We start from the raw sequence: 19033 nt of genomic DNA on the forward strand, positions 1-19033 counted from the left end.
TATCCAATACCGTCTACGCCACGTTACGGCGCCAGAGCCATAAAGCGAATACGCATTATGGGAATTTGGGTGGAACCACGGATCACACATTCGTCCCTTTATGAGGGATGGGTGTGTTTTTTTGTTTACTTTTATAGCATGATTGCTTTGAAAAGGACATGAGCAGCTTTTATCGGTTCACAGAGAGGGAAGTCACGGTGAAATCTTCCTAACGCAGAAAAGCTATCTTACCACCTTTGAGCTGTATTGGGGAACATTGCAGTATCCAATACCGTCTACGCCACGTTACGGCGCCAGAGCCATAAAGCGAATACGCGTTATGGGAATTTGGGTGGAACCACGGATTACACATTCGTCCCTCTATGAGGGATGGGTGTGTTTTTTTATTTCAAAAAAGAGAAAGGTGTGTCAGTGATGAGAGAAAAAATGGTAAAAATTCAATTTCCAGATGGAAAGATCAAGGAGTTCTCCGCAGGTACGACAGTCGCAGAGGTTGCCTCCCATATTAGCCCAAGTTTAAGAAAAAAAGCAGTAGCGGGAAAGATCAATGATCAGACAGTGGACTTAAGTTATCCGTTAAACAACGATGCGGGGGTTTCGATTCTAACACTTGATTCAAAAGAAGGGCTGGAAGTGTTACGTCATACAGCTGCACATGTATTAGCCCAAGCTGTGAAAAGGTTATATGACAATGTGACACTGGGGATCGGACCTGTCATTGAGAATGGATTTTACTATGATATGAAGCTGAATCAAACGTTAAGCGTAGAGGATTTGGCAATGATTGAAAAAGAGATGAAAAACATCATAAACGAGAATCACCTTATTCAAAGAATGGAGGTCTCTTACAAAGAAGCTGAAGTGATGTTTGCACATGATCCATATAAACTGGATATTTTAAAAAGTCTCCCTCGACAAGAAGCCATCACGATTTATCAGCAAGGAGAATTTATAGATTTGTGCCGTGGACCTCATTTGCCTTCTACAGGGTATTTAAAGGCATTTAAACTAATGCGTGTGGCAGGGGCATATTGGCGGGGAGATAGCAATCAGGATGTCTTGCAGCGAGTGTATGGTGTAGCATTTCAGCATCCAAATCATCTAGCTGATTATCTTCATTTCATGGAAGAAGCAAATAAACGTGATCACCGGAAATTAGGGAAACAGTTATCCCTCTTTATGTTTTCAGAAGAAGCGCCAGGCATGCCGTTTTATTTACCAAAAGGTCAGATTGTCAGAAATGAATTAATGGCCTTTTCTAGAGAAGTGAGAGGTCAAGCGCAATATGAAGAAGTAAGTACTCCATTTATGATGAACCAAGAACTTTGGGAAAAGTCAGGCCATTGGGATCATTATCATGAGAATATGTATTTCTCAGAAGTAGACGATACAAGTTTTGCTTTAAAACCGATGAACTGTCCAGGGCATATGCTCATGTTCAAAAATAACTTATATTCCTATAGAGACCTTCCAATTAGAATGTCTGAATTTGGTCAAGTGCATCGTCATGAATTTAGCGGAGCATTAAATGGATTGTTCAGGGTCAGAACATTTTGCCAAGATGATGCCCATATTTTTTTAAGAGAAGATCAAATCGAAGCTGAAATCAAACGGATTTTTCAATTAGTTGATCATGTGTATCGGACATTTGGTTTTGAGTATTCAGTCGAACTATCCACTCGCCCAGAAAAAGCATTAGGGGATGACGCTATTTGGGATATATCCGAAAAAGTGCTAAAAAATGTGCTTGATCAGTTAAAGATTGACTACTACTTAAATGAAGGAGATGGGGCATTTTATGGTCCGAAGATCGACTTTCATATTCAAGATGCATTAAAGCGGAGCCACCAGTGCGCCACAATTCAGCTGGATTTTCAAATGCCAGAGAAATTTGATTTAACATATATCAACGAGAAAAATGAAAAGGTGCGGCCAGTTGTCATTCATAGTGCGATTTTTGGTTCACTTGACCGGTTCCTTGGTATTCTCATTGAACATTTTGCCGGCGTCTTCCCGTTATGGCTCGCACCAATCCAAGTACAAATCATACCTGTCTCAAGCGTTCACCTTGATTACTGCATAGAGGTGCAGCAGCAATTAAGAAATATCGGAATTAGAGTCACAATCGATGAACGGGATGAAAAACTCGGCTATAAAATGAGAGAAGCACAAATGCAAAAAATTCCTTATATCGCTGTCATTGGAGATACAGAAATGCAAGAAAAAACACTGAACATCAGACAACATGGAGAAAAAATGTCAAAGCTGCTGTCTATTGATGACTTTAAACACTTGGCGGCCCAGCAAATAAAAGACAGAACAGCTCAAATATGATGTGCTGATTTCATGAAGAAGGATAAGACGTCCATTGAATGTGGGCGTCTTTTCATTTGTGAAAAAGCCGAATTGACAATTGAAAGGGAAAATATTGAAACATTTTTTCGTTAAAATCGTAATAAGGATAGAGCGTTTATCAGAAAAATTTGAAACGAGGAGGAGTTTATCACATGGAACAAGCTGCACTAAAAAAGATGAGGACAAAACAAATCGCTATCTCTAATTTATTTGTCGGACTTATGATCATCATTTTTTTTATGTTGATTCAAATTGTTAAAATCAAACTGACACATTTCCTTTTTTGTTTAGGAATTCTAATGCTTATTCAAGGCATTTTAGGCTTTATTAGAAAAGGAACAACAAAGTCTTTCATACCTATTTTAGAGCAGGTAGCTATTTATGAAAAAGAGAAATTAGGGAAAGAGTGGGAAAAGGAAAAACGGTTAGATCATGTGTGGAAAATCATATTGAGTGTCATTATGTTTATTCAATCATTCACTTTACAAAATGTGGATAATGCATTCAGTGACGTCGATCCTGCATTGATCATTTTCTTGTTTTTGATGGTTCTAGCCATTTTAAATATAAGCATGCTTTTTCGTTTTAGAAAAATCGACCGATCGACTGTAGGTGAATTAACAGGCTACACAAAAGAGTCAAATATAATGGCAATCGCTTTAGGATTTTTTATGGCAATCGTTATTTTTATCTTTATCGTTATTTTTGTTCTTCCATAAAATATCATCATTTAGAGGTGAAACAAATGAATGCAAACATTCAAAAACTGATCGATCAGACAAAGGCGAAATTTGGCTTAGATCTTTACTATCTAAAAAGACACAGTTTTCATCGCTACGTCAATATGTTCAATGAAACGGTGTATACATTGAATATGGAATGGTTTCCCTCTCATGAAACGGAACCCGAGGACGATGATCTAAACCCAGACGGCACAGCTGTCATTGAAGTGAACTTGAATACAGGACAGACCGAGTCGGTTATTTTTGTTATGGACAAAACCTATGCGCAGCATGGTGTCACGTTTAAGAGACCTTATCCAGCTCATGTCATTCAATGGATCGAACAAGAAACAGGATTGATCTATGGAGAGCATTTTCATATGCATCAGAAGGAGAAAGGGGAACTTTCTTTCGAAGAAGCAATAGATGGTGTGAAAGTAGCACCTTCAGGAAGAATCGAAGTGAAATGGAATGAACATGGACAGCTCATGTACTTTACACACCACGGTCCATTTTTAGCCAAAACATTACTGAAAGATGAGAAATATGTGCTTTCCCTTGATCAGGTGAAGAACTTAGCCAAGCAGCAAGTACAGATGTTTCAATGGCCTTCCTTCGAGCACAATCAAATCCGTTCTATTTATGCTTTAGAAGAAATCTATGTGAAGAACGATGGAACGGGAACTCTTCCGTTTGAGGTTGGGCGTGAAGAAACGCATTGTATACACATGAATGAAGTCATTGAGTGGAATGAACCGATAAACAATGCCTTTGAAAAAAAGGAAATGGACATTCATGAGAACATTTCAGCTGAACAAGCTTTCTCATTGGAACCGTCACCAGATTCCCTCCCGATATCAAAAGAAGACCAGGATGAGTGTATCAAAGCGGTTCGAACCTTTTTGGCGCAAAAATATTCAAACGATACAGGGAAGTGGGTTCTAAAAACACTCCAACGTGATCATGGATACATCCATGCGATATTAAAAACGAATGAGCAAGAAGGCTGTGGATTTATGGATAAAATCAAGGTCTTCATTGATGCCAACACTTTTGAAGCCATTCATTACATAGATAAAAAAGAGATGTTTCAAGTATGTGGGATACTCAATCCATCTCAAACAGCTAGTGAAATCACCATAACTCAGAAAGAAGCCTTTGAAACATTGAGAGAACGCCTCGAACTTACACCCATCTATGTCTATGACGATGTGCAAAAACAATATGTTTTATGCGGCAAGCTCGATTGTCATGATGGCGTTGATGCAGTGAGCGGCGAAGTGTTCTCTTTGACAGACCTTTCATAATTTCCAAAAGAACAGTGAGGAGCTGTTCTTTTTTTGTCCCAACTCCCTCTTTTTTGCAGAAAAATGGAATATTGTAGCAGGAAGTTGTCGTTTCATCACGAAAGAAAACAGGTAAGAATATGATCATAGGTCCATTGTTTGAATTCGTGGTGGAGTCAATGAGATGACATAGGAAACGTTATACATATTGAACATTCGTGACAGTACAGTCGATCTACAGTTCATGTCTCAAAAGTGAGTGATCATGTCTCAAGCCGTATGCGAAAATACGTGTACCGAGATCATATGATGAGTTGGTTCCGTTTGTTTTTAGGTGAGTTTGAAGCCAAGTTAGAAGAAAGTGAGGATATCTACCTTGAGTACATTGGAAGTGTTTCGTCAGTTTTTGGTTGACCATTATCCTGCGTTACAAGATGAGCTTTGGCTGAAAGATGTTGATACCCTTCGAATCTCTCCTATTCTTCATCCTTTTCTGAAAAGCAAGCTGCCAGAAGGGATTGAAAAATTCACTTGTGTCCTATTCACGCAGCAAACAGATCAAACCACTGCCCCGCTCAAAGTATACCTTCTATTAGATGAATATGGGCAATCGCTTTACGCCATTGATTTGATGAATGAACAAATCGTGCTTCATTAATACAGAACCAAAAAGCTGCTTGAGAATGTCTCAGCAGCTTTTTTTTATGATGAACATTAGTTTGTCATATCAACCAATCTTCGGTGTAAGTTGTCCAATTCTTTTTTTGTTGGAAAAGAGCTGATCAGCAGCGTAGATCGACCGAATTGAAGAGGAAGCTCAGTATCGGTCACAATCATATCAACCCCAAGTTGATCCATCGTGACATCATTTAACGAATTTTCTGGACTTGTGAAAATGTGAATGAGAGGAGGCACGCTTAATTTAATTAAATCAGCAATAAACAAACTATGATAATAACCTAATGTTGAAGTAACAAAAATGTTCAGCACGTTTCTCCGTTCCATCTCCAAATGAACAAGCCCTCTCCAGGAAGATGTAATGATACGAATCAATTCCCGTTCATTTTTCACAAAAGAAGCAAGGATATCGTCTGTTTTTAACTCTTGGATGATATGACTAATCCTCGAATAGAAGTAGGGAAACTGTTTTTTCACCTCTGATAAATAGCTCGATTTCTTTTTGAAAAGGAATCCATCTCTCACGGTAATTTCATTGGAATACACATAATATTGGAGAAGAACGAGTGTCATCACCTTACGATTCGCTATTTCTTGATGAAAAATCGACTCCAACTGGGTGATAAATGAATGAATGGCATCATAGAGGCGTGGTGTATGCGACTGAAAGAACGTCAATTTTTCTTCGACAGTTTCAATTGATTTAAAGTGTCCAATAGCTGGTTCGATCAATAGCAAAAAGACAAATTCATGATGATCCAGCGTCACATCAAATACGTCTTTGGCCATTCGGCAGATGTGCTCTTCCCATCTTCTAATTTGATCATAGATTCCTTTAGCCGTAGAGGTTTGTTTTTCTTCATTCATTGAGTATGTATATTTACGGCTGATTGTAAAACCTTTTCGCATTCGGTGAATGGAAACGCCGAGCCACAGGCAGTATTTATCTATCGCGACATCTGGTACATTGACTTCGAGCACCTGAAATAGTTCTTGTAATAAATGAACTGCGTCTTGTTTTTGAATATCATCAAATGGCCAAAGGCGGCTTCCATACACTTCAAACAAAAATTCAACAAAGAATTGACGAATCTCCTTCTCATTCCCATGAAACTGCATACTATCTGGGCGTAACTCGATGTCATAGGATGTAAGGATCGAGTTGATTTTATGAATCGTGTTATACAGTGTGGATCTACTGATATTAAGCGTGTCCATCCATTCATAGAAAGATCTGTTTTCTTCGAAAAAAATGCCGTCAATCAATCGGATTTCAATCGTATCTTTTAAAATTTCTTTAATATAGTAGTCCACTCGAATCGTCTCGGTATAACAAATGGAAATGCCTTGTCTTGGCTTTATGTGGATTAACGGCTCTCCATTCTCTGTTTGGAACGATTTCATTTGTTCTAAATCGCTTTGAATCGCACGAATCGAGCCGATATGTTCATTCGATATCTCTTGAAGGCTCCACCACTTATTTTTGGATACAAGCAATTTTAAAATGTTTATCCATCTCTTTGATTTATTATCAATGAGCTCCATCAAACAACTAACTCCTTCCTTTGACTTGCCTCTATATATTATGAAGTTCAGATGAAGAACATTTGAGCTCAAAATAGGCATGAAATGATTGTAATGTTTTGCCTAAATCGTTTTGTCTTCACTTTTGACGATAAAAGAGAAAAAAATTAGACGAAAACAAATGTTATTCGCTGATTCTCCATATTTTTCTTTTAAAAGGTGATAAGTATGCCATGAATCCTATAAAAATGGATCATTTTGTTTATTTTTTTGCTGCTTAAACGGTAAATGTAAGAATAAAAAGCATCGGCTTTTTGATTACCATATGGAAGGGAGTAGAAGGAATGCGATCTATATGATGCTGAACTATCTCACCATACATACCATATGAGTCATGCTTGTTTTATATGAACGTTCTATATGTGAATACATGCTTATATATGCATGTACTAATCATTTGTTGTTCGTTCCAGTATAAATAGAAAAATTCACATGTCTTCTTTTCATGTTCCCTCTCACTATTCCCCATTGCTATAGACCCCTATCCAGCTACTATATCTACTACTCATGATGACCTTTCAAACTCATGATTCATCAACTCATTTTATTCATTGGGTCTTAAGGTGCAATTTTTAGAAAAATTTGATCAGAAGCGGAGTGATTGATCAGACAGTATACAAATGATTTTTTAATCGTTGTTGAAAAATAATTGTAGAAAAGGGTGGATGTATTGAAAAGAATATTGTCGGTGGCACTGATGACCGTGTTAGTCATACAGTCTAGTATATTAGGAATCTTGCCTTTAGCAGAGGCACAAGCTAAAGACATTCAAGAGAATATTTATGGGAATATTGAGTTTGCTGATAGCGAAGGAAACAAGTTATCAAGCATAGAAGATCAGCAAGTTAGAAAGGCCATTGTGCATTGGTCTATTAAAGGAATTGATCTCAAAAAGCAATATCCGTATATTCTCTCTCTTCCTTCAGTCATTCAGGTAGAGAAGGAGCAGAAAGAACTCATTACTGTCGATGACATACCTGTTGGTGAGTATACCGTTTCGAAACAAAATGAAGTGACGGTCACATTCAATGAGGATATTGAGCTTGATCCGAATTTAGAAGGATCTATAGATATTGACGTCACCAGTATAGCTGAGAAAAAAGAGAAAACAAAGCAAAACGAGCGTGAAGAAAACCTTTCAAAAGATAATTCAACCTCATCGGAAAAAGACAAAGTTGCTAACAATCAAGAAACTGTTCAAAAGACACAAAGCGATGAAGATGAGTTACTAAAAAACAAAGTGAACGTGTCTAATCGTGTAGGATTGCAAAGTGTCTCAAAACAAATGACGATCCAAGAAAATCTTCTCACTGATGCGCAATTGATATTTGAAGATCAAGAAGGAAATTCAGTAGAAAGGCCTGATATCAACTCACTGATTTCCATTAACTATAAGTGGGCCATCCCGAATGGTCATAACTATAATGGCGGCGATGAATTCCATTTCAAGGTTCCAGAGGAATTAGTCATTTATGAAAAAATCGATCGTCTCGAGATGAAATTTAATCAATCGACCATCGGTTATTTTTCTGTAGATGAAAGCGGAAATGCCTCCATCGAGTTCACAGATTTTATTAAACAATATTCAAATATCCAAGGAACACTTCAAGTATGGACACAATTAGATAAAAAAACAGTGATCACTGAAGAAAAAGAAGTGGTGATTACCCCGATTGAAGGCAAAGATACAATATCGATCCCGATTCAATACATTCCAAATGGTCCAAACGTCTCTAAAAAGGGAGAACCCAATCGATCTTACAATGCTGAAGTCATTCAATGGACAGTCGATTTTAACATGGACTTAGATGATGTGAAACAAGCGAAACTGTTAGATCCGATTCAAGAAGGTCAAGCGTTAAAAAAAGATTCAATCAAGCTTTATCGTGTAGATACAAAGCTAAATGGTGAAACATCGCTTGGACAGCTGCTTGACGAAAACCACTACACAATCGGCCAAACAGCAGATGGTCAAGATTTCACGATTGAATTTAAAGATGACGTGCATCTCGCTTACCGTTTAATGTATGAAACGGACATTACGAATCAAGATCAGTCTGCGTTTCGTAATAAAGCGTCCCTTGTCTCTGCTGATAAAGTGATTAGTTCAGCAGAAGGAACAGTAAATGTGACAAGAGGCAGCCCTTTAAATAAAAAAGCCGCCCACTACGATCCAGTCACACAAACGATTACTTGGGAAATTCGGTATAACTATAACGAAAAAAAGCTAGCTCAAAAGGATGCTTTGATAGAAGACTTCTTTAACGGTACACAGGCGCTAATATCTGACTCAATTCAAGTCAAAGAAGTCACAATTGATCAGAACGGCAACGAAGCAGGAACAAAAGCATTTGAAAATTACGTGGTTCAACCTCAAAAAAAGGATGAACAAAACGGGTTTACCTTGCAATTCAATCAAGAAATTCAATCGGCTTATCTCATCACATATCAAACAAAAGCAACTGATCGAATTTTCGAAGCTGAAGAGATTATCAATACTGTGACAGCTGGCAAAGAGAGCAAACAAGCGAAGCAAAGAATTGATCAGCAAATCCTAACGAAAAACCACGGAACACCGAATTACAAGAACAAAACCATTCCATGGCATATCACCTTTAACAAAGATCAACAAACCATGAACAACGTGATATTAAAAGATACGTTCACAAACGAAGGATTGACGCTGCAAAAAGATAGTTTAAAAGTGACGACAGGTAATACAGTGCTTGAAGAAGGCACAGATTATCAAATCGTTGAACATGCAAATGGATTTGATATTCAATTTACGAAAGAAATCAAGACAGAACATACCATCACATATACAACGTCTTTTGATTATGAAAAAAGAGCAGATAAAGATCAAAAGAACCTGCGTAACCATGTAAAACTTGAATGGATAAATGAAGATGGCAAGGATTTGACGAAGGAAAATCAATCTGTCTTTACGCCTGACACATACACGCAGTCAAATGGATTCAAGAACGGAACATATGATGCAAAGAAAAAAGAGATCACATGGAATATTGGTGTGAACTATAATTTGAAACATCTAGAAGAGGCAAAAATCGAGGATTTCATTCAAGGAAATCAGCGTTTGCTTAAAGATTCAATTATCGTCTACTCGCTTGATTTACAAGGCGGGGAAAATGGTGCGGAAGAAAAAGAAGTATTAGCGAAAGAACATTATGACATCAAATTCCTTGAAAATGAAAAGGGAGAATCAGGCTTCGAAGTCATTTTCAAACATGCCATTGACTCCCCATACAAAATCACGTATCAAACAAGTGTTGAAGGAATGGATTTAGTACAGAAAACCTACGAAAATAAAGCGACCCTTTATGATGGAAAGACGAAAGAATCAGATGTGAATGCTGTGGTGTCCATTCCAAATGGAGGGAAATACACGAGCAAATCAGGAAATCAACAAGGGAAAGTCATTGATTGGAAACTGAATATCAACTTTGGTCAATCAACAGTCCAAGATGCGACGATTATAGACCATCCGAGCAGTAACCAAGCCATAATAGAAAACTCATTTCATCTGTATTCGACAACAATAGATGAAAAGGGGCAAGTGACCAAAAAGGAAGAACTGGAAAAAGGGAAGGATTATGAACTAGACCTTGAATTCGATCCAGATTCTTTTCAAATCAAATTTAAAGAAGAAATCACGAGACCCTATATTTTAGAATACCAATCTCTCATTTTAGATAAGGTGGGAAGTACACTTCAAAACGAAGTAACGTTTAGAGGTGAAAATGTAAAAGAAATCAAAAAGGAATCCGAAGCCTCAATTGTGGTCAAACGTACCGCTGGCATGGGAGATGGCACAGGAGCGATTGGCGCTTTAACCATTCATAAGGTAGATGCGAGTAGTGGAAAAGCGCTAAAAGGAGCAACCTTTTCTCTGACAGATGCTGCGAGCGGTATCGTCATTGGAACAAAGACAACAGATGAAGAAGGAGCTCTTCGATTTGATCGTCTTCTGTATGGTGACTATATCGTGACAGAAGAGAAAGCACCTGATGGTTATTTGAAAACGAAGGAACCGATCAATGTCACGATTGATCAGCCTTACGAATCAGGAGATCAAGCGAAAACAGGAAATAGCATGACGGTGCAAAACCAAGAAATCCGTCAGCATGTCAAGCTCACGAAAAAAGATAAAGAAACGGGTGCGGCATTAGAAAATGCAGAATTTGAACTGAAAAATGAATCTGGAGATACCGTTCAAACCCATTTGAAAACGGATGAAAAAGGAGAAATCCTTTTCAAACATCTTGAGCCAGGTTCTTATTACTTTGTTGAGACAAACGCACCGAAAGGCTATCAATTAAATCAGCAAAAATGGCCGTTCACCATTAAAGAAAATCAAACAGAAACAACGGTTGTCACCGCAGTAAATGACATCATCAAAGGCTCTGCAGAATTGAGCAAAATAGGTGAAGGCGGAGAGAGACTAGAAGGTGCACAGTTCAAGCTCTTAGATCAAGATGGACATGAGCTAAATGGTTCGCTTGTCACAGGAGAAAATGGCAAGATCAGGATCAACGAACTAAGACCGGGTACGTATCAACTCATTGAAACGAAAGCACCCGATGGTTATGTATTAGATGAAACACCGATCACATTTGAAGTACCACTCGATCCAAAAGAACCAGTTATCATTTCACAAAAGAACCTCTATGAAACAAGTGCATTAGAAGTGTTGAAAGAAGGAGAAGATGGCAAGAAGCTTCAAGGTGTTCGCTTTGAAATCACGGATCAAAATGACAAAGTGGTACGTAAAGATTTGATAACAGATGAAGATGGAAAGCTTTTGGTCGACAACCTCAAACCGGGCAAATATCAGCTTGTGGAGACAGAGAGTATTGATGGTTACCAAAAGAAAAATAAACCTTATCCGTTTACCATCGAAATCGCACAAAAAAAACCGGCAGAGATCAAAGTGATCAATGATCTCAAAACTGGAGCTGTCCAGCTCACGAAACTCGGTGAAAAGAATGATGTGCTTGAAGGAGCAGAATTCAAGCTAGTAGATGCAAATGGAAAAGAGATAAAAACAGGTCTCGTCACAGATGAGAACGGGAAGATCATCGTAAACGATCTGAAACCTGGAACCTATCAGTTTGTTGAAACGAAGGCGCCATTCGGTCATGAGCTTGACGAAATACCTGTCACTTTTGCTATGCCATTTAACCCTGAGAAGCTGGTCAGTGTGACAAAAGAAAATAGCCGCACAACTGGCGGAGTGTTGTTACACAAAAAAGGTGAAGATGGGAAATCATTAGATGGGGTTGTCTTTGATCTATCTGATGCCAAAGGAAAGATAGTGGCAGGAGGAGAAGGGATTACAACCAATCAGGATGGAAAGATTACCTTCACAGGTCTAAAACCTGGAACCTATCAATTTGTTGAAAGAAAGAGTCTTGAAGGCTATGAATTGAGTACGAAACCACTTGTCTTTGAAGTTGAATTAGGTCAAAAAGAATTGATTCAAGTGGAAGCCATCAATCAGCTCAAGAAAGGCTCTGTAGAACTCACAAAAATAGGGGAAGAAAAAGAAAGATTGAAAGGCGCAGAATTTACACTTTTCAATGACGATGGTAAAGAATTGATGTCAGGTTTAACAACCAACGAAAAAGGCATCATCACTGTCAACGATTTGAAACCAGGCGCTTACCAATTGGTTGAAACAAAGGCTCCTTTTGGACATCAACTTGATGCAGAACCAGTAGACTTCAAGATTGATTTCAATCCAAATCAACTGGTGAAAGTGACAAAAGAAAATATCCGGACGACAAGTGCTGTGAAGCTTGAGAAAAAAGGGGAGGATGGTCAATTGCTCGCTGGCGTGATCTTTGACCTGATTGATGCGCACGGTCAGCGTGTGAAGAAAGACTTAAAGACAGACAAAAACGGTCAACTGACAGTCGATCAACTGAAGCCAGGAACCTACCAATTTGTCGAAACAGCAAGCATTGCCGGCTATGAATTGGATCAGACACCTGTCTCATTTACGATTCGATTAGGGCAAGACAAACCAGCAAAAGTAGAAATGATCAACAAACTGACGCCGGGAGCAGTGGAACTGACCAAAGTGGATGCTGAAGGACACACGCTGGAAAACGCAGAGTTTGCTCTTCAGAGTAAAGACGGGAAAACGTTGAAGAAATCACTTGTAACGGATCAAAAAGGAAAGCTTCACATCAACGATCTAAAACCGGGAGAATATCAATTCGTTGAAACGAAAGCGCCTCACGGCTATGAATTAGATGATCAGCCGATCCGGTTTACGATTGAGAAAAATCAGCAGAAGCCTCTTCAATTAACAGCGAAGAATCAATTGATTTTAGGAAGTCTGCGTATCATAAAGGTAGACCAGCAGACAGATAGAACCTTAAAAGGTGCAGCCTTTGACATTCGTACAAAAGCTGGGAAAACGATAAAATCTGTGACAACAGGAAAAGACGGAGAAGCCATTGTCAAAGGGCTTAAACCTGGTGAATATACACTTACAGAGACGAAAGCTCCAAATGGTTATGTAGCGTTAAAAAAACCACTCGCTTTTACAATTCAAATGGGCGAAGTGGAGATCAAGACATTGATTGTAAAAAATGCTCCAATGAAGAATGAAGAGGATCACACAAATCCTCCAGCTTCAGATCAAGGGGATCAACATCCGCCTCATGACTCAAACGGTGAATTGCCAAAGACTGGGGAAGAATGGCTACGTTATTTGATGTATGCAGGGATTTTACTAGTAGTGTCTGGAACTGTTCTTCTTGTTGTCAGAAGAAGAACCATTCAGTAAAAGGAAGGAACGAGTATATTGATGAAAAAAAGAACCTTATTAGGCAGCTTTTTGGTGGTCGCGGGACTAATGCTCATCTCCGTTCCTTTTCTATATGAGTGGCGAACTTCTCAGGAGACAGCAGCCATGGAACAGGCATTGAAAATGATTGAAGAAAATGACAGTGATGCCCTTTCTTCTATTCCACATTTAACAGTGTCAGAAGAAGACCTGCGAGATACGATGGAGCTTGAGATCCCGTCAATTGATTTAAACGAAAAAGTGCTTCCTGTTACAACAAAAGAAAATTTAGGTATTGCACTGACTCAAATCAAATCTCATCAAATGCCAGGTGAAGGAAATTTCACGATTGCAGGCCATAGAGGGTATAGAGGCGACCGGCTTTTCCGGCAGCTGCCAGAGGTGCCTAAAGGAGAAAAAGTCGTCTTACATCATCAAGCAGAAACATACGAATACAAAATTGTCAGCTCAGCTACGATTGAACCGACGGATGTGAATGTACTAAAGGATCGCGGGAAAAATGAACTGACATTAATCACTTGTACTCTTGATGGCCAGAAACGATTTGTCTTAAAAGGAATACGAATCAATGCTTCAAAGGATAAGCAACCGTCGGATGTATAACACCAACATAATAGATGATGGGTATGCTGGAAAAGCAGCGTTCACGACCGACATGTTACACCAACTGTTAGTAGAGCATTATCCCACTTTAAAAAACGAACGTTGGGATGTGGATATAGATACAATTCGGACTTCGCCTATTCTTCATCCTTTATTAAGAAGAAAGATTCCGATAGGTATTGAAAAATTCACCTGTGTTTTGTTCACGCAGCAGACAGAGTCCTTTGGAGAGCCTTTGATTGTGTACTTTTTATTGGATGAAAAAGGCGAATCGATTTACACAATGGATCTCTTGCTTGAGCAGCATGATCCACATTAAACAAGAAATAAAAAAGGAAGGTCTTTGATTAACGGGTGCGGTTTTAAGGTGGGAAAGTTGTATTAGTCATATAATGAGGACTCTAATTCGTATATGAATTGGAGTTCTTTTATTTGTTTATATGAAAGAGTACGAGCTATCGTCAAGACCTGTGCAGAATATATGGAGTATAGTGAAAGCGAAGTCGTTGATATGTTGTTGCTCCATATTTTAGATGATAAAGATTTTATAAAATGGATTGAAAATAGACGTAATCATCGGCGGATTGTGGTTAAACGGACCAAAGAAGATCATCTAGTTTTTATCCCTTCCCCTATTTCTTCGGCAGAAATATCGGAAAGAATTATGTTTTGACTCCAAACTTCTGATAAAATTCATTTAGATATCCATCATTCGTAGGTGTGGAGGTAAAAGAATGCTCAAAGAAGACCCTGATTATATTTTTCGTCATGATGCCCAACCAGAAGTTGTTCATGATTTAGCCGATGTAGATGAAAATGCCACCGAGTTGTTAATCACAGGAAAAACAAAAAATATTGAAAGGTTGAACTCTTTTTCTAACCTCACGAAATTGTGGATTTACAAAGTGAGCCAAAAGGAATTCAATACGATCTTGAGCTTAGTTAATCCCCAAATGCTATATATGCGTGAACTGAGAGTAGAAGATTTATCAATCATCAGTTCTCTTCAAGATGTTGAGGTATTGGCACTTGAATGGAATACAAAGGCACAAAGTTTATGGGATCTATCAAAAAACACTTTTTTAAAATCTTTATCCTTAACAGATTTTTCAAAGTTGAATGACATAGCCCCTTTGCAAAAAAACACTGGTTTAGAATGGTTGCAATTGTCAGGTGGGATTTGGAATACATTAAATTTAAATACTCTACAACCTTTAAGATACCTTAAGAATTTAAAATATCTGTGCTTATCAAATATAAAAGTGAAGGATGAGTCTTTAGAACCAATATCGGCATTAGAGGGGCTCAAGGAGCTTGACATTTCAAACCAATTCCCGACAGAAGAATATGCTAGATTATCCGTAACCCTTCCAAATACGAAGTGTGATCGTTTTGCACCATACATCTTTTTATCAAGTCCTATTGTAGATAAAGATGTAATGGTAATTGGAAAGCGGAAACCGAAATTAAATTCAAAAGTCGATGGGAAAAAGTTGCAAAAATACGAAGAACAATTTAAAGCGTACCAAGAAAAGTATAAAAATTAACTTAAAAAGCAATGGATAATCTATTCCATTGCTTTTTCTATTACGCAAACAACTTCAGCCCAACGACGCCAATCACAATCAGCAGCAAGCTGAGGATACGAATCATGTTTTTCGGCTCTTTAAATAGAATCATATTAAACAAGACAGAACCCGCTGTTCCAAGTCCAATCCAAACCGTATAGGCAACGGAGACTTGAACGGAAGAGAACGAGGCGTACAAAAACAAAAAGGATAAGGCAAATCCGCCGACAAATATAATGCCTGTCGTGAGTTGCTTTTTCTTACTGAACATATTGAGACCAATGGTTCCGCCAATTTCGCAGGCAGAGGCTAACAGTACAAAAAACCAGCCCATTTATACCGCTTCTCCTTTCTGCTCATGTGCATCTCCATCAGACACTTTCAGTCCAATAATTCCGAGAATTAAAATGCCCATAAATAAAAGCTTTTCTAATGAAAACGAACCGCCGAACAGCGCATAATCCATCAAAGATGTACCAATCGTTCCAACTCCGGCAAACACGGCGTACACGGTCCCTGTCGGCAGCTTCTCGCAGGCTTTCATTAAAAAATAAAAATCAACCGGGATCAGGCAGATAATGATCGCCCACTCCCACACAGCATCAGCTCTATTTAAACCAAACACCCAAAGTAATTCAAATAAACATGTGAGTGCAACATACATCCAACTTTTTTTCATCGTATTTCCTCCTAAAACTGAAAACTGACGATTCGTCATTTTGAAGCCAAAAAAGAGCGTACAGCAAGTGCTGTACTAAGTTAAGGTGTCTCTATGCCGAGTGCGTAAAGAAGGAATTGCTTGACCTCTTGCTTTTGAATCAGAACCTCTTCTGTATCTGTTTCTGTAAATAAGTACATTTGCTCAGCTGATGATTCAAGTAAACCGATAATGAATTTGGCTGCATATTGACAGTTCAGATTCGCACGGACTCTTTTGTCCCGCTTAGCTTTTTCTAAAAAAGCAGCGACCCATTTGTAAATCGGCTCATAAATATCTTCCCATTCCTTTAAATGCTCGGTGGCAGCTAAGCCTGAGTAGGTGAGGGCAAGGACATCACGGTATTGCCTTGTAAAAGCGAAAATGAATTCAACAAGCGCATCTGCTTGATCGAGGACATCTGCATGCTGAGTTAATTCCTTTTCGATCGCAGGCACCATCTGTGCGATCAGATGTTCAGCGATGGCAGGCATGACAGACAGCTTTGAAGGAAAATATAAATAAAAAGTTCCTTGCGCTACTCCTGCTGTTTTCACAATATCCGATATGGTCGTCTTTTCAATTCCCTTCTCTTTAAAGGCATCAATCGCAGCAAGCATAATTTTTTCTCGTTTTGACACAGGATCACCGACCTTAAAATGACTGAATGTCAGTCAGTTTAGCGGAAAAATGACGATTTGTCAATATGGGTTTCTCGTCATTGAATAGGAGAATAAGTGATGAATAGATGCGGGCAAGCCTGAATAAGCTGTAAATATGGTCAAGCATGATGTGAGAAAGGGGCAGCTCTCCGTATGACATTCAGTGCGATGTTTTCCATGACTTATTTTCTCTTGCTCGTCCCGCTCTATTTACATATGAGATACAGACAGGCGAAAAAACAAAAACGATTTATCTATTTACGAACTGAAATCGTTCTTGCCTGTCTGTTTATGTATACAAATGTTTTATTATATTTGACGGTCTTTCCTAATCGTTTTTCCGCACCAAAGGATCAGGTGAGTGTCAACCTCATGCCTTTGCAGTCCATTTATCAAAATCTCCATGCCTATCATCATGGCTATCCCAATCTTGTTTTTTTAAATTTGGCAGGGAACATTTTGTTATTTGTGCCACTTGGTTTTTTTCTTTATCAAGCATTCCGAACCTTGCGCTTGCAAAAGGCAATTTTTGCTGGCTTTTTCTTGTCAACAATAATTGAAGTGCTTCAATGGATATTCTCGCAATCTGGTATGATTACAAGAAGCAGCGATATTGATGATATTCTCTTAAATACACTTGGCACAGCGCTAGGTTGTATGTTGTATCGGATGTATCAACGAAGGAAGGAGAAAATCAAGTGAAGCGAGTTTGTATCATTCCATGTGGGGCGAAGAAAATATGGGACGTCCATCCAGAGGCAGGGAGCCAGCCGGCGAACCTCGTTTATTTAAGTCCGCTGCATCAGCGTACGAAAAGCTATGCCCGAACGTTCTTTTCAGACTACCTAATCATTTCAGCGAAGCATGGATTCTTAAAGGCAGATGATATTATTCATGAAAATTATGATGTGGCTTTTGGTACACCGCATACTGATCAGATAACAAGAGAAGCACTAAGTCAGCAATTTCATGAAAAACATCTCACTGCATATGATGAATTAGTGATACTAGGTGGAAAGAAATATCGAAAGGTGATCGATCCTTTATTACTTCCTCATCAGACAGCGATTTATCCGCTGGCTCCATATAAAGGAATTGGCTATATGCTTCAGGCGTTAAAGCAAGCCGTTGAGACAAAAGTAGAACTTCCGCCGCATATTTAACGTATTCACATCTACCGGTAAGCAGGGTTTTGATCATTAAAAAGAGAATGAATGAAGTAGCGATGCTGATTGTTTCATATCTTTTCAGCAGCCACTTGGATGTCCGCATCGCTTATTAGAGTGGCTATATGAAAAAGGGGGCGTATGAACATGACAACCATCTATTTAGCTGGTGATTCAACCGTTTCATCTTACCCAGATCGTCCTGTTCAAGGAGGGTGGGGAGAGTTTTTACATCGCTACACAGCACAGGGTGTGAGCGTCGACAACCGCGCAATCGGTGGAAGAAGCTCAAAAACATTCATTGAAGAAGGACGGCTTGATAAAATATTGGCTGACATTCAGCCAGGGGACTGGCTGTTTACACAAATGGGGCACAATGATGCTTCAACGGAGAAGCCCGAACGGCATACAGATCCTTTCACAACGTATAAAAGCTATTTGTCTCAATATATTCACGGAGCAAGAGCGAAAGGAGCTACACCGCTTTTATTAACGCCAGTCGGCCGCTTTCATGAAAAAGACGGAGAATATATCAATGATTTCCCTGATTACTGTGCCGCGATGAAAGAACTAGCTGATGAAGAAGAAGTCCTTCTTGTAGATTTAAATACGGCAAGCCTTCAGTTTTATCAAATTTCCGGCATAGAGAAAACGACTTCTTACTTTATGCTGTCAACAGGCATAGAGGATCGCACGCACTTTACAAAAGAAGGAGCAGATGCGATTGCAAGACTTGTTTCGCTGGAATTAAAGGACCTTGGATTAACGATTGTGTGATGGATGACAGGACGAGAAAGCGCTCGTCCTGTTCTTTTTTTGCAGAAAGCTATTGATTCCCTTCACCAGAGTAGACTACAATAGATACATATGATAATGA

At 38.8% G+C, this 19033-nt stretch carries 15 protein-coding genes and 2 other annotated features (1 of these 17 only partly in view); of the genes, 11 read left to right on the top strand and 4 right to left on the bottom strand.

Going from position 1 to position 19033, the window contains the following annotated elements; all coding sequences use genetic code 11:
* Positions 1 to 101: a binding site (T-box leader), on the top strand (it extends 123 nt beyond the left edge of the window).
* Between the two features lie 37 nt (positions 102 to 138).
* Positions 139 to 363, top strand: a binding site (T-box leader).
* 51 nt (positions 364 to 414) lie between these two features.
* From thrS to NSQ52_RS04135, 4 genes are all read left to right on the top strand, one after another.
* Positions 415 to 2334, top strand: a complete 1920-nt coding sequence (gene thrS / locus NSQ52_RS04120) for a threonine--tRNA ligase (RefSeq protein ID WP_342473943.1) — start codon at positions 415 to 417, stop codon at positions 2332 to 2334.
* A 173-nt stretch (positions 2335 to 2507) separates the two neighbouring features.
* On the top strand, positions 2508 to 3074 hold the full coding sequence (locus NSQ52_RS04125; RefSeq protein ID WP_327861816.1) for a hypothetical protein: 567 nt from the start codon (positions 2508 to 2510) through the stop codon (positions 3072 to 3074).
* Between the two features lie 26 nt (positions 3075 to 3100).
* Entirely contained in the window at positions 3101 to 4384 is a 1284-nt protein-coding gene (locus NSQ52_RS04130) for a hypothetical protein (RefSeq protein ID WP_327861817.1), read from the top strand.
* A gap of 355 nt (positions 4385 to 4739) precedes the next feature.
* Entirely contained in the window at positions 4740 to 5021 is a 282-nt protein-coding gene (locus NSQ52_RS04135; protein ID WP_024720262.1) for a hypothetical protein, read from the top strand.
* A gap of 56 nt (positions 5022 to 5077) precedes the next feature.
* Here NSQ52_RS04135 and NSQ52_RS04140 read toward each other — a convergent pair whose 3' ends face one another.
* Positions 5078 to 6586, bottom strand: coding sequence for a helix-turn-helix domain-containing protein (locus tag NSQ52_RS04140; RefSeq protein ID WP_342473944.1), 1509 nt, complete (start codon positions 6584 to 6586; stop codon positions 5078 to 5080).
* A 700-nt stretch (positions 6587 to 7286) separates the two neighbouring features.
* On the opposite strand from NSQ52_RS04140, the gene NSQ52_RS04145 reads away from it, so the two are divergent.
* The 4 genes from NSQ52_RS04145 (at position 7287) to NSQ52_RS04160 (ending at position 15610) form a co-directional block, all read left to right on the top strand.
* Complete coding sequence (locus NSQ52_RS04145; RefSeq protein ID WP_342473945.1) at positions 7287 to 13439, top strand: SpaA isopeptide-forming pilin-related protein; 6153 nt, start codon at positions 7287 to 7289, stop codon at positions 13437 to 13439.
* A 21-nt stretch (positions 13440 to 13460) separates the two neighbouring features.
* Entirely contained in the window at positions 13461 to 14063 is a 603-nt protein-coding gene (locus NSQ52_RS04150; protein WP_216895767.1) for a class D sortase, read from the top strand.
* Complete coding sequence (locus NSQ52_RS04155; protein ID WP_216895769.1) at positions 14056 to 14382, top strand: hypothetical protein; 327 nt, start codon at positions 14056 to 14058, stop codon at positions 14380 to 14382. Before NSQ52_RS04150 ends, NSQ52_RS04155 begins: the two co-directional genes overlap by 8 nt.
* Positions 14383 to 14797: 415 nt before the next feature.
* Positions 14798 to 15610: a leucine-rich repeat domain-containing protein gene (locus tag NSQ52_RS04160; protein ID WP_342473946.1), complete on the top strand. Its 813-nt coding sequence runs from the start codon at positions 14798 to 14800 to the stop codon at positions 15608 to 15610.
* A 40-nt stretch (positions 15611 to 15650) separates the two neighbouring features.
* Here NSQ52_RS04160 and NSQ52_RS04165 read toward each other — a convergent pair whose 3' ends face one another.
* The 3 genes from NSQ52_RS04165 to NSQ52_RS04175 all read right to left on the bottom strand — a co-directional run bounded on the left by NSQ52_RS04165 (position 15651) and on the right by NSQ52_RS04175 (position 16969).
* Positions 15651 to 15965 (bottom strand): multidrug efflux SMR transporter, encoded by a 315-nt coding sequence (locus NSQ52_RS04165; protein WP_017358818.1) that lies wholly within the window; start codon positions 15963 to 15965, stop codon positions 15651 to 15653.
* A complete protein-coding gene (locus NSQ52_RS04170) occupies positions 15966 to 16310 on the bottom strand; it encodes an SMR family transporter (protein WP_003217798.1) in 345 nt (114 codons plus the stop codon).
* 80 nt (positions 16311 to 16390) lie between these two features.
* Complete coding sequence (locus NSQ52_RS04175; protein ID WP_144668014.1) at positions 16391 to 16969, bottom strand: TetR family transcriptional regulator; 579 nt, start codon at positions 16967 to 16969, stop codon at positions 16391 to 16393.
* A gap of 174 nt (positions 16970 to 17143) precedes the next feature.
* Here NSQ52_RS04175 and NSQ52_RS04180 point away from each other — a divergent pair, with 174 nt between their 5' ends.
* The 3 genes from NSQ52_RS04180 (at position 17144) to NSQ52_RS04190 (ending at position 18933) form a co-directional block, all read left to right on the top strand.
* Positions 17144 to 17692, top strand: coding sequence for a VanZ family protein (locus NSQ52_RS04180; RefSeq protein ID WP_178896515.1), 549 nt, complete (start codon positions 17144 to 17146; stop codon positions 17690 to 17692).
* Positions 17689 to 18153, top strand: coding sequence for a DUF6884 domain-containing protein (locus NSQ52_RS04185; protein ID WP_025206957.1), 465 nt, complete (start codon positions 17689 to 17691; stop codon positions 18151 to 18153). The genes NSQ52_RS04180 and NSQ52_RS04185 overlap by 4 nt, the downstream gene beginning before the upstream one ends.
* Positions 18154 to 18303: 150 nt before the next feature.
* Positions 18304 to 18933: a rhamnogalacturonan acetylesterase gene (locus NSQ52_RS04190; protein WP_039167979.1), complete on the top strand. Its 630-nt coding sequence runs from the start codon at positions 18304 to 18306 to the stop codon at positions 18931 to 18933.
* Positions 18934 to 19033 lie beyond the last annotated feature (100 nt).

Source organism: Bacillus sp. FSL W8-1141 (assembly GCF_038593205.1).
Taxonomy (GTDB): domain Bacteria; phylum Bacillota; class Bacilli; order Bacillales; family Bacillaceae; genus Bacillus; species Bacillus altitudinis.

Coding starts and splice junctions, on each gene's coding strand:
- thrS (WP_342473943.1), top strand. CDS start 415: ATGAGAGAAAAAATGGTAAAAATTCAATTTCCAGATGGAAAGATCAAG.
- NSQ52_RS04125 (WP_327861816.1), top strand. CDS start 2,508: ATGGAACAAGCTGCACTAAAAAAGATGAGGACAAAACAAATCGCTATC.
- NSQ52_RS04130 (WP_327861817.1), top strand. CDS start 3,101: ATGAATGCAAACATTCAAAAACTGATCGATCAGACAAAGGCGAAATTT.
- NSQ52_RS04140 (WP_342473944.1), bottom strand. CDS start 6,586: ATGGAGCTCATTGATAATAAATCAAAGAGATGGATAAACATTTTAAAA.
- NSQ52_RS04150 (WP_216895767.1), top strand. CDS start 13,461: ATGAAAAAAAGAACCTTATTAGGCAGCTTTTTGGTGGTCGCGGGACTA.
- NSQ52_RS04155 (WP_216895769.1), top strand. CDS start 14,056: ATGTATAACACCAACATAATAGATGATGGGTATGCTGGAAAAGCAGCG.
- NSQ52_RS04160 (WP_342473946.1), top strand. CDS start 14,798: ATGCTCAAAGAAGACCCTGATTATATTTTTCGTCATGATGCCCAACCA.
- NSQ52_RS04165 (WP_017358818.1), bottom strand. CDS start 15,965: ATGGGCTGGTTTTTTGTACTGTTAGCCTCTGCCTGCGAAATTGGCGGA.
- NSQ52_RS04170 (WP_003217798.1), bottom strand. CDS start 16,310: ATGAAAAAAAGTTGGATGTATGTTGCACTCACATGTTTATTTGAATTA.
- NSQ52_RS04180 (WP_178896515.1), top strand. CDS start 17,144: ATGACATTCAGTGCGATGTTTTCCATGACTTATTTTCTCTTGCTCGTC.
- NSQ52_RS04190 (WP_039167979.1), top strand. CDS start 18,304: ATGACAACCATCTATTTAGCTGGTGATTCAACCGTTTCATCTTACCCA.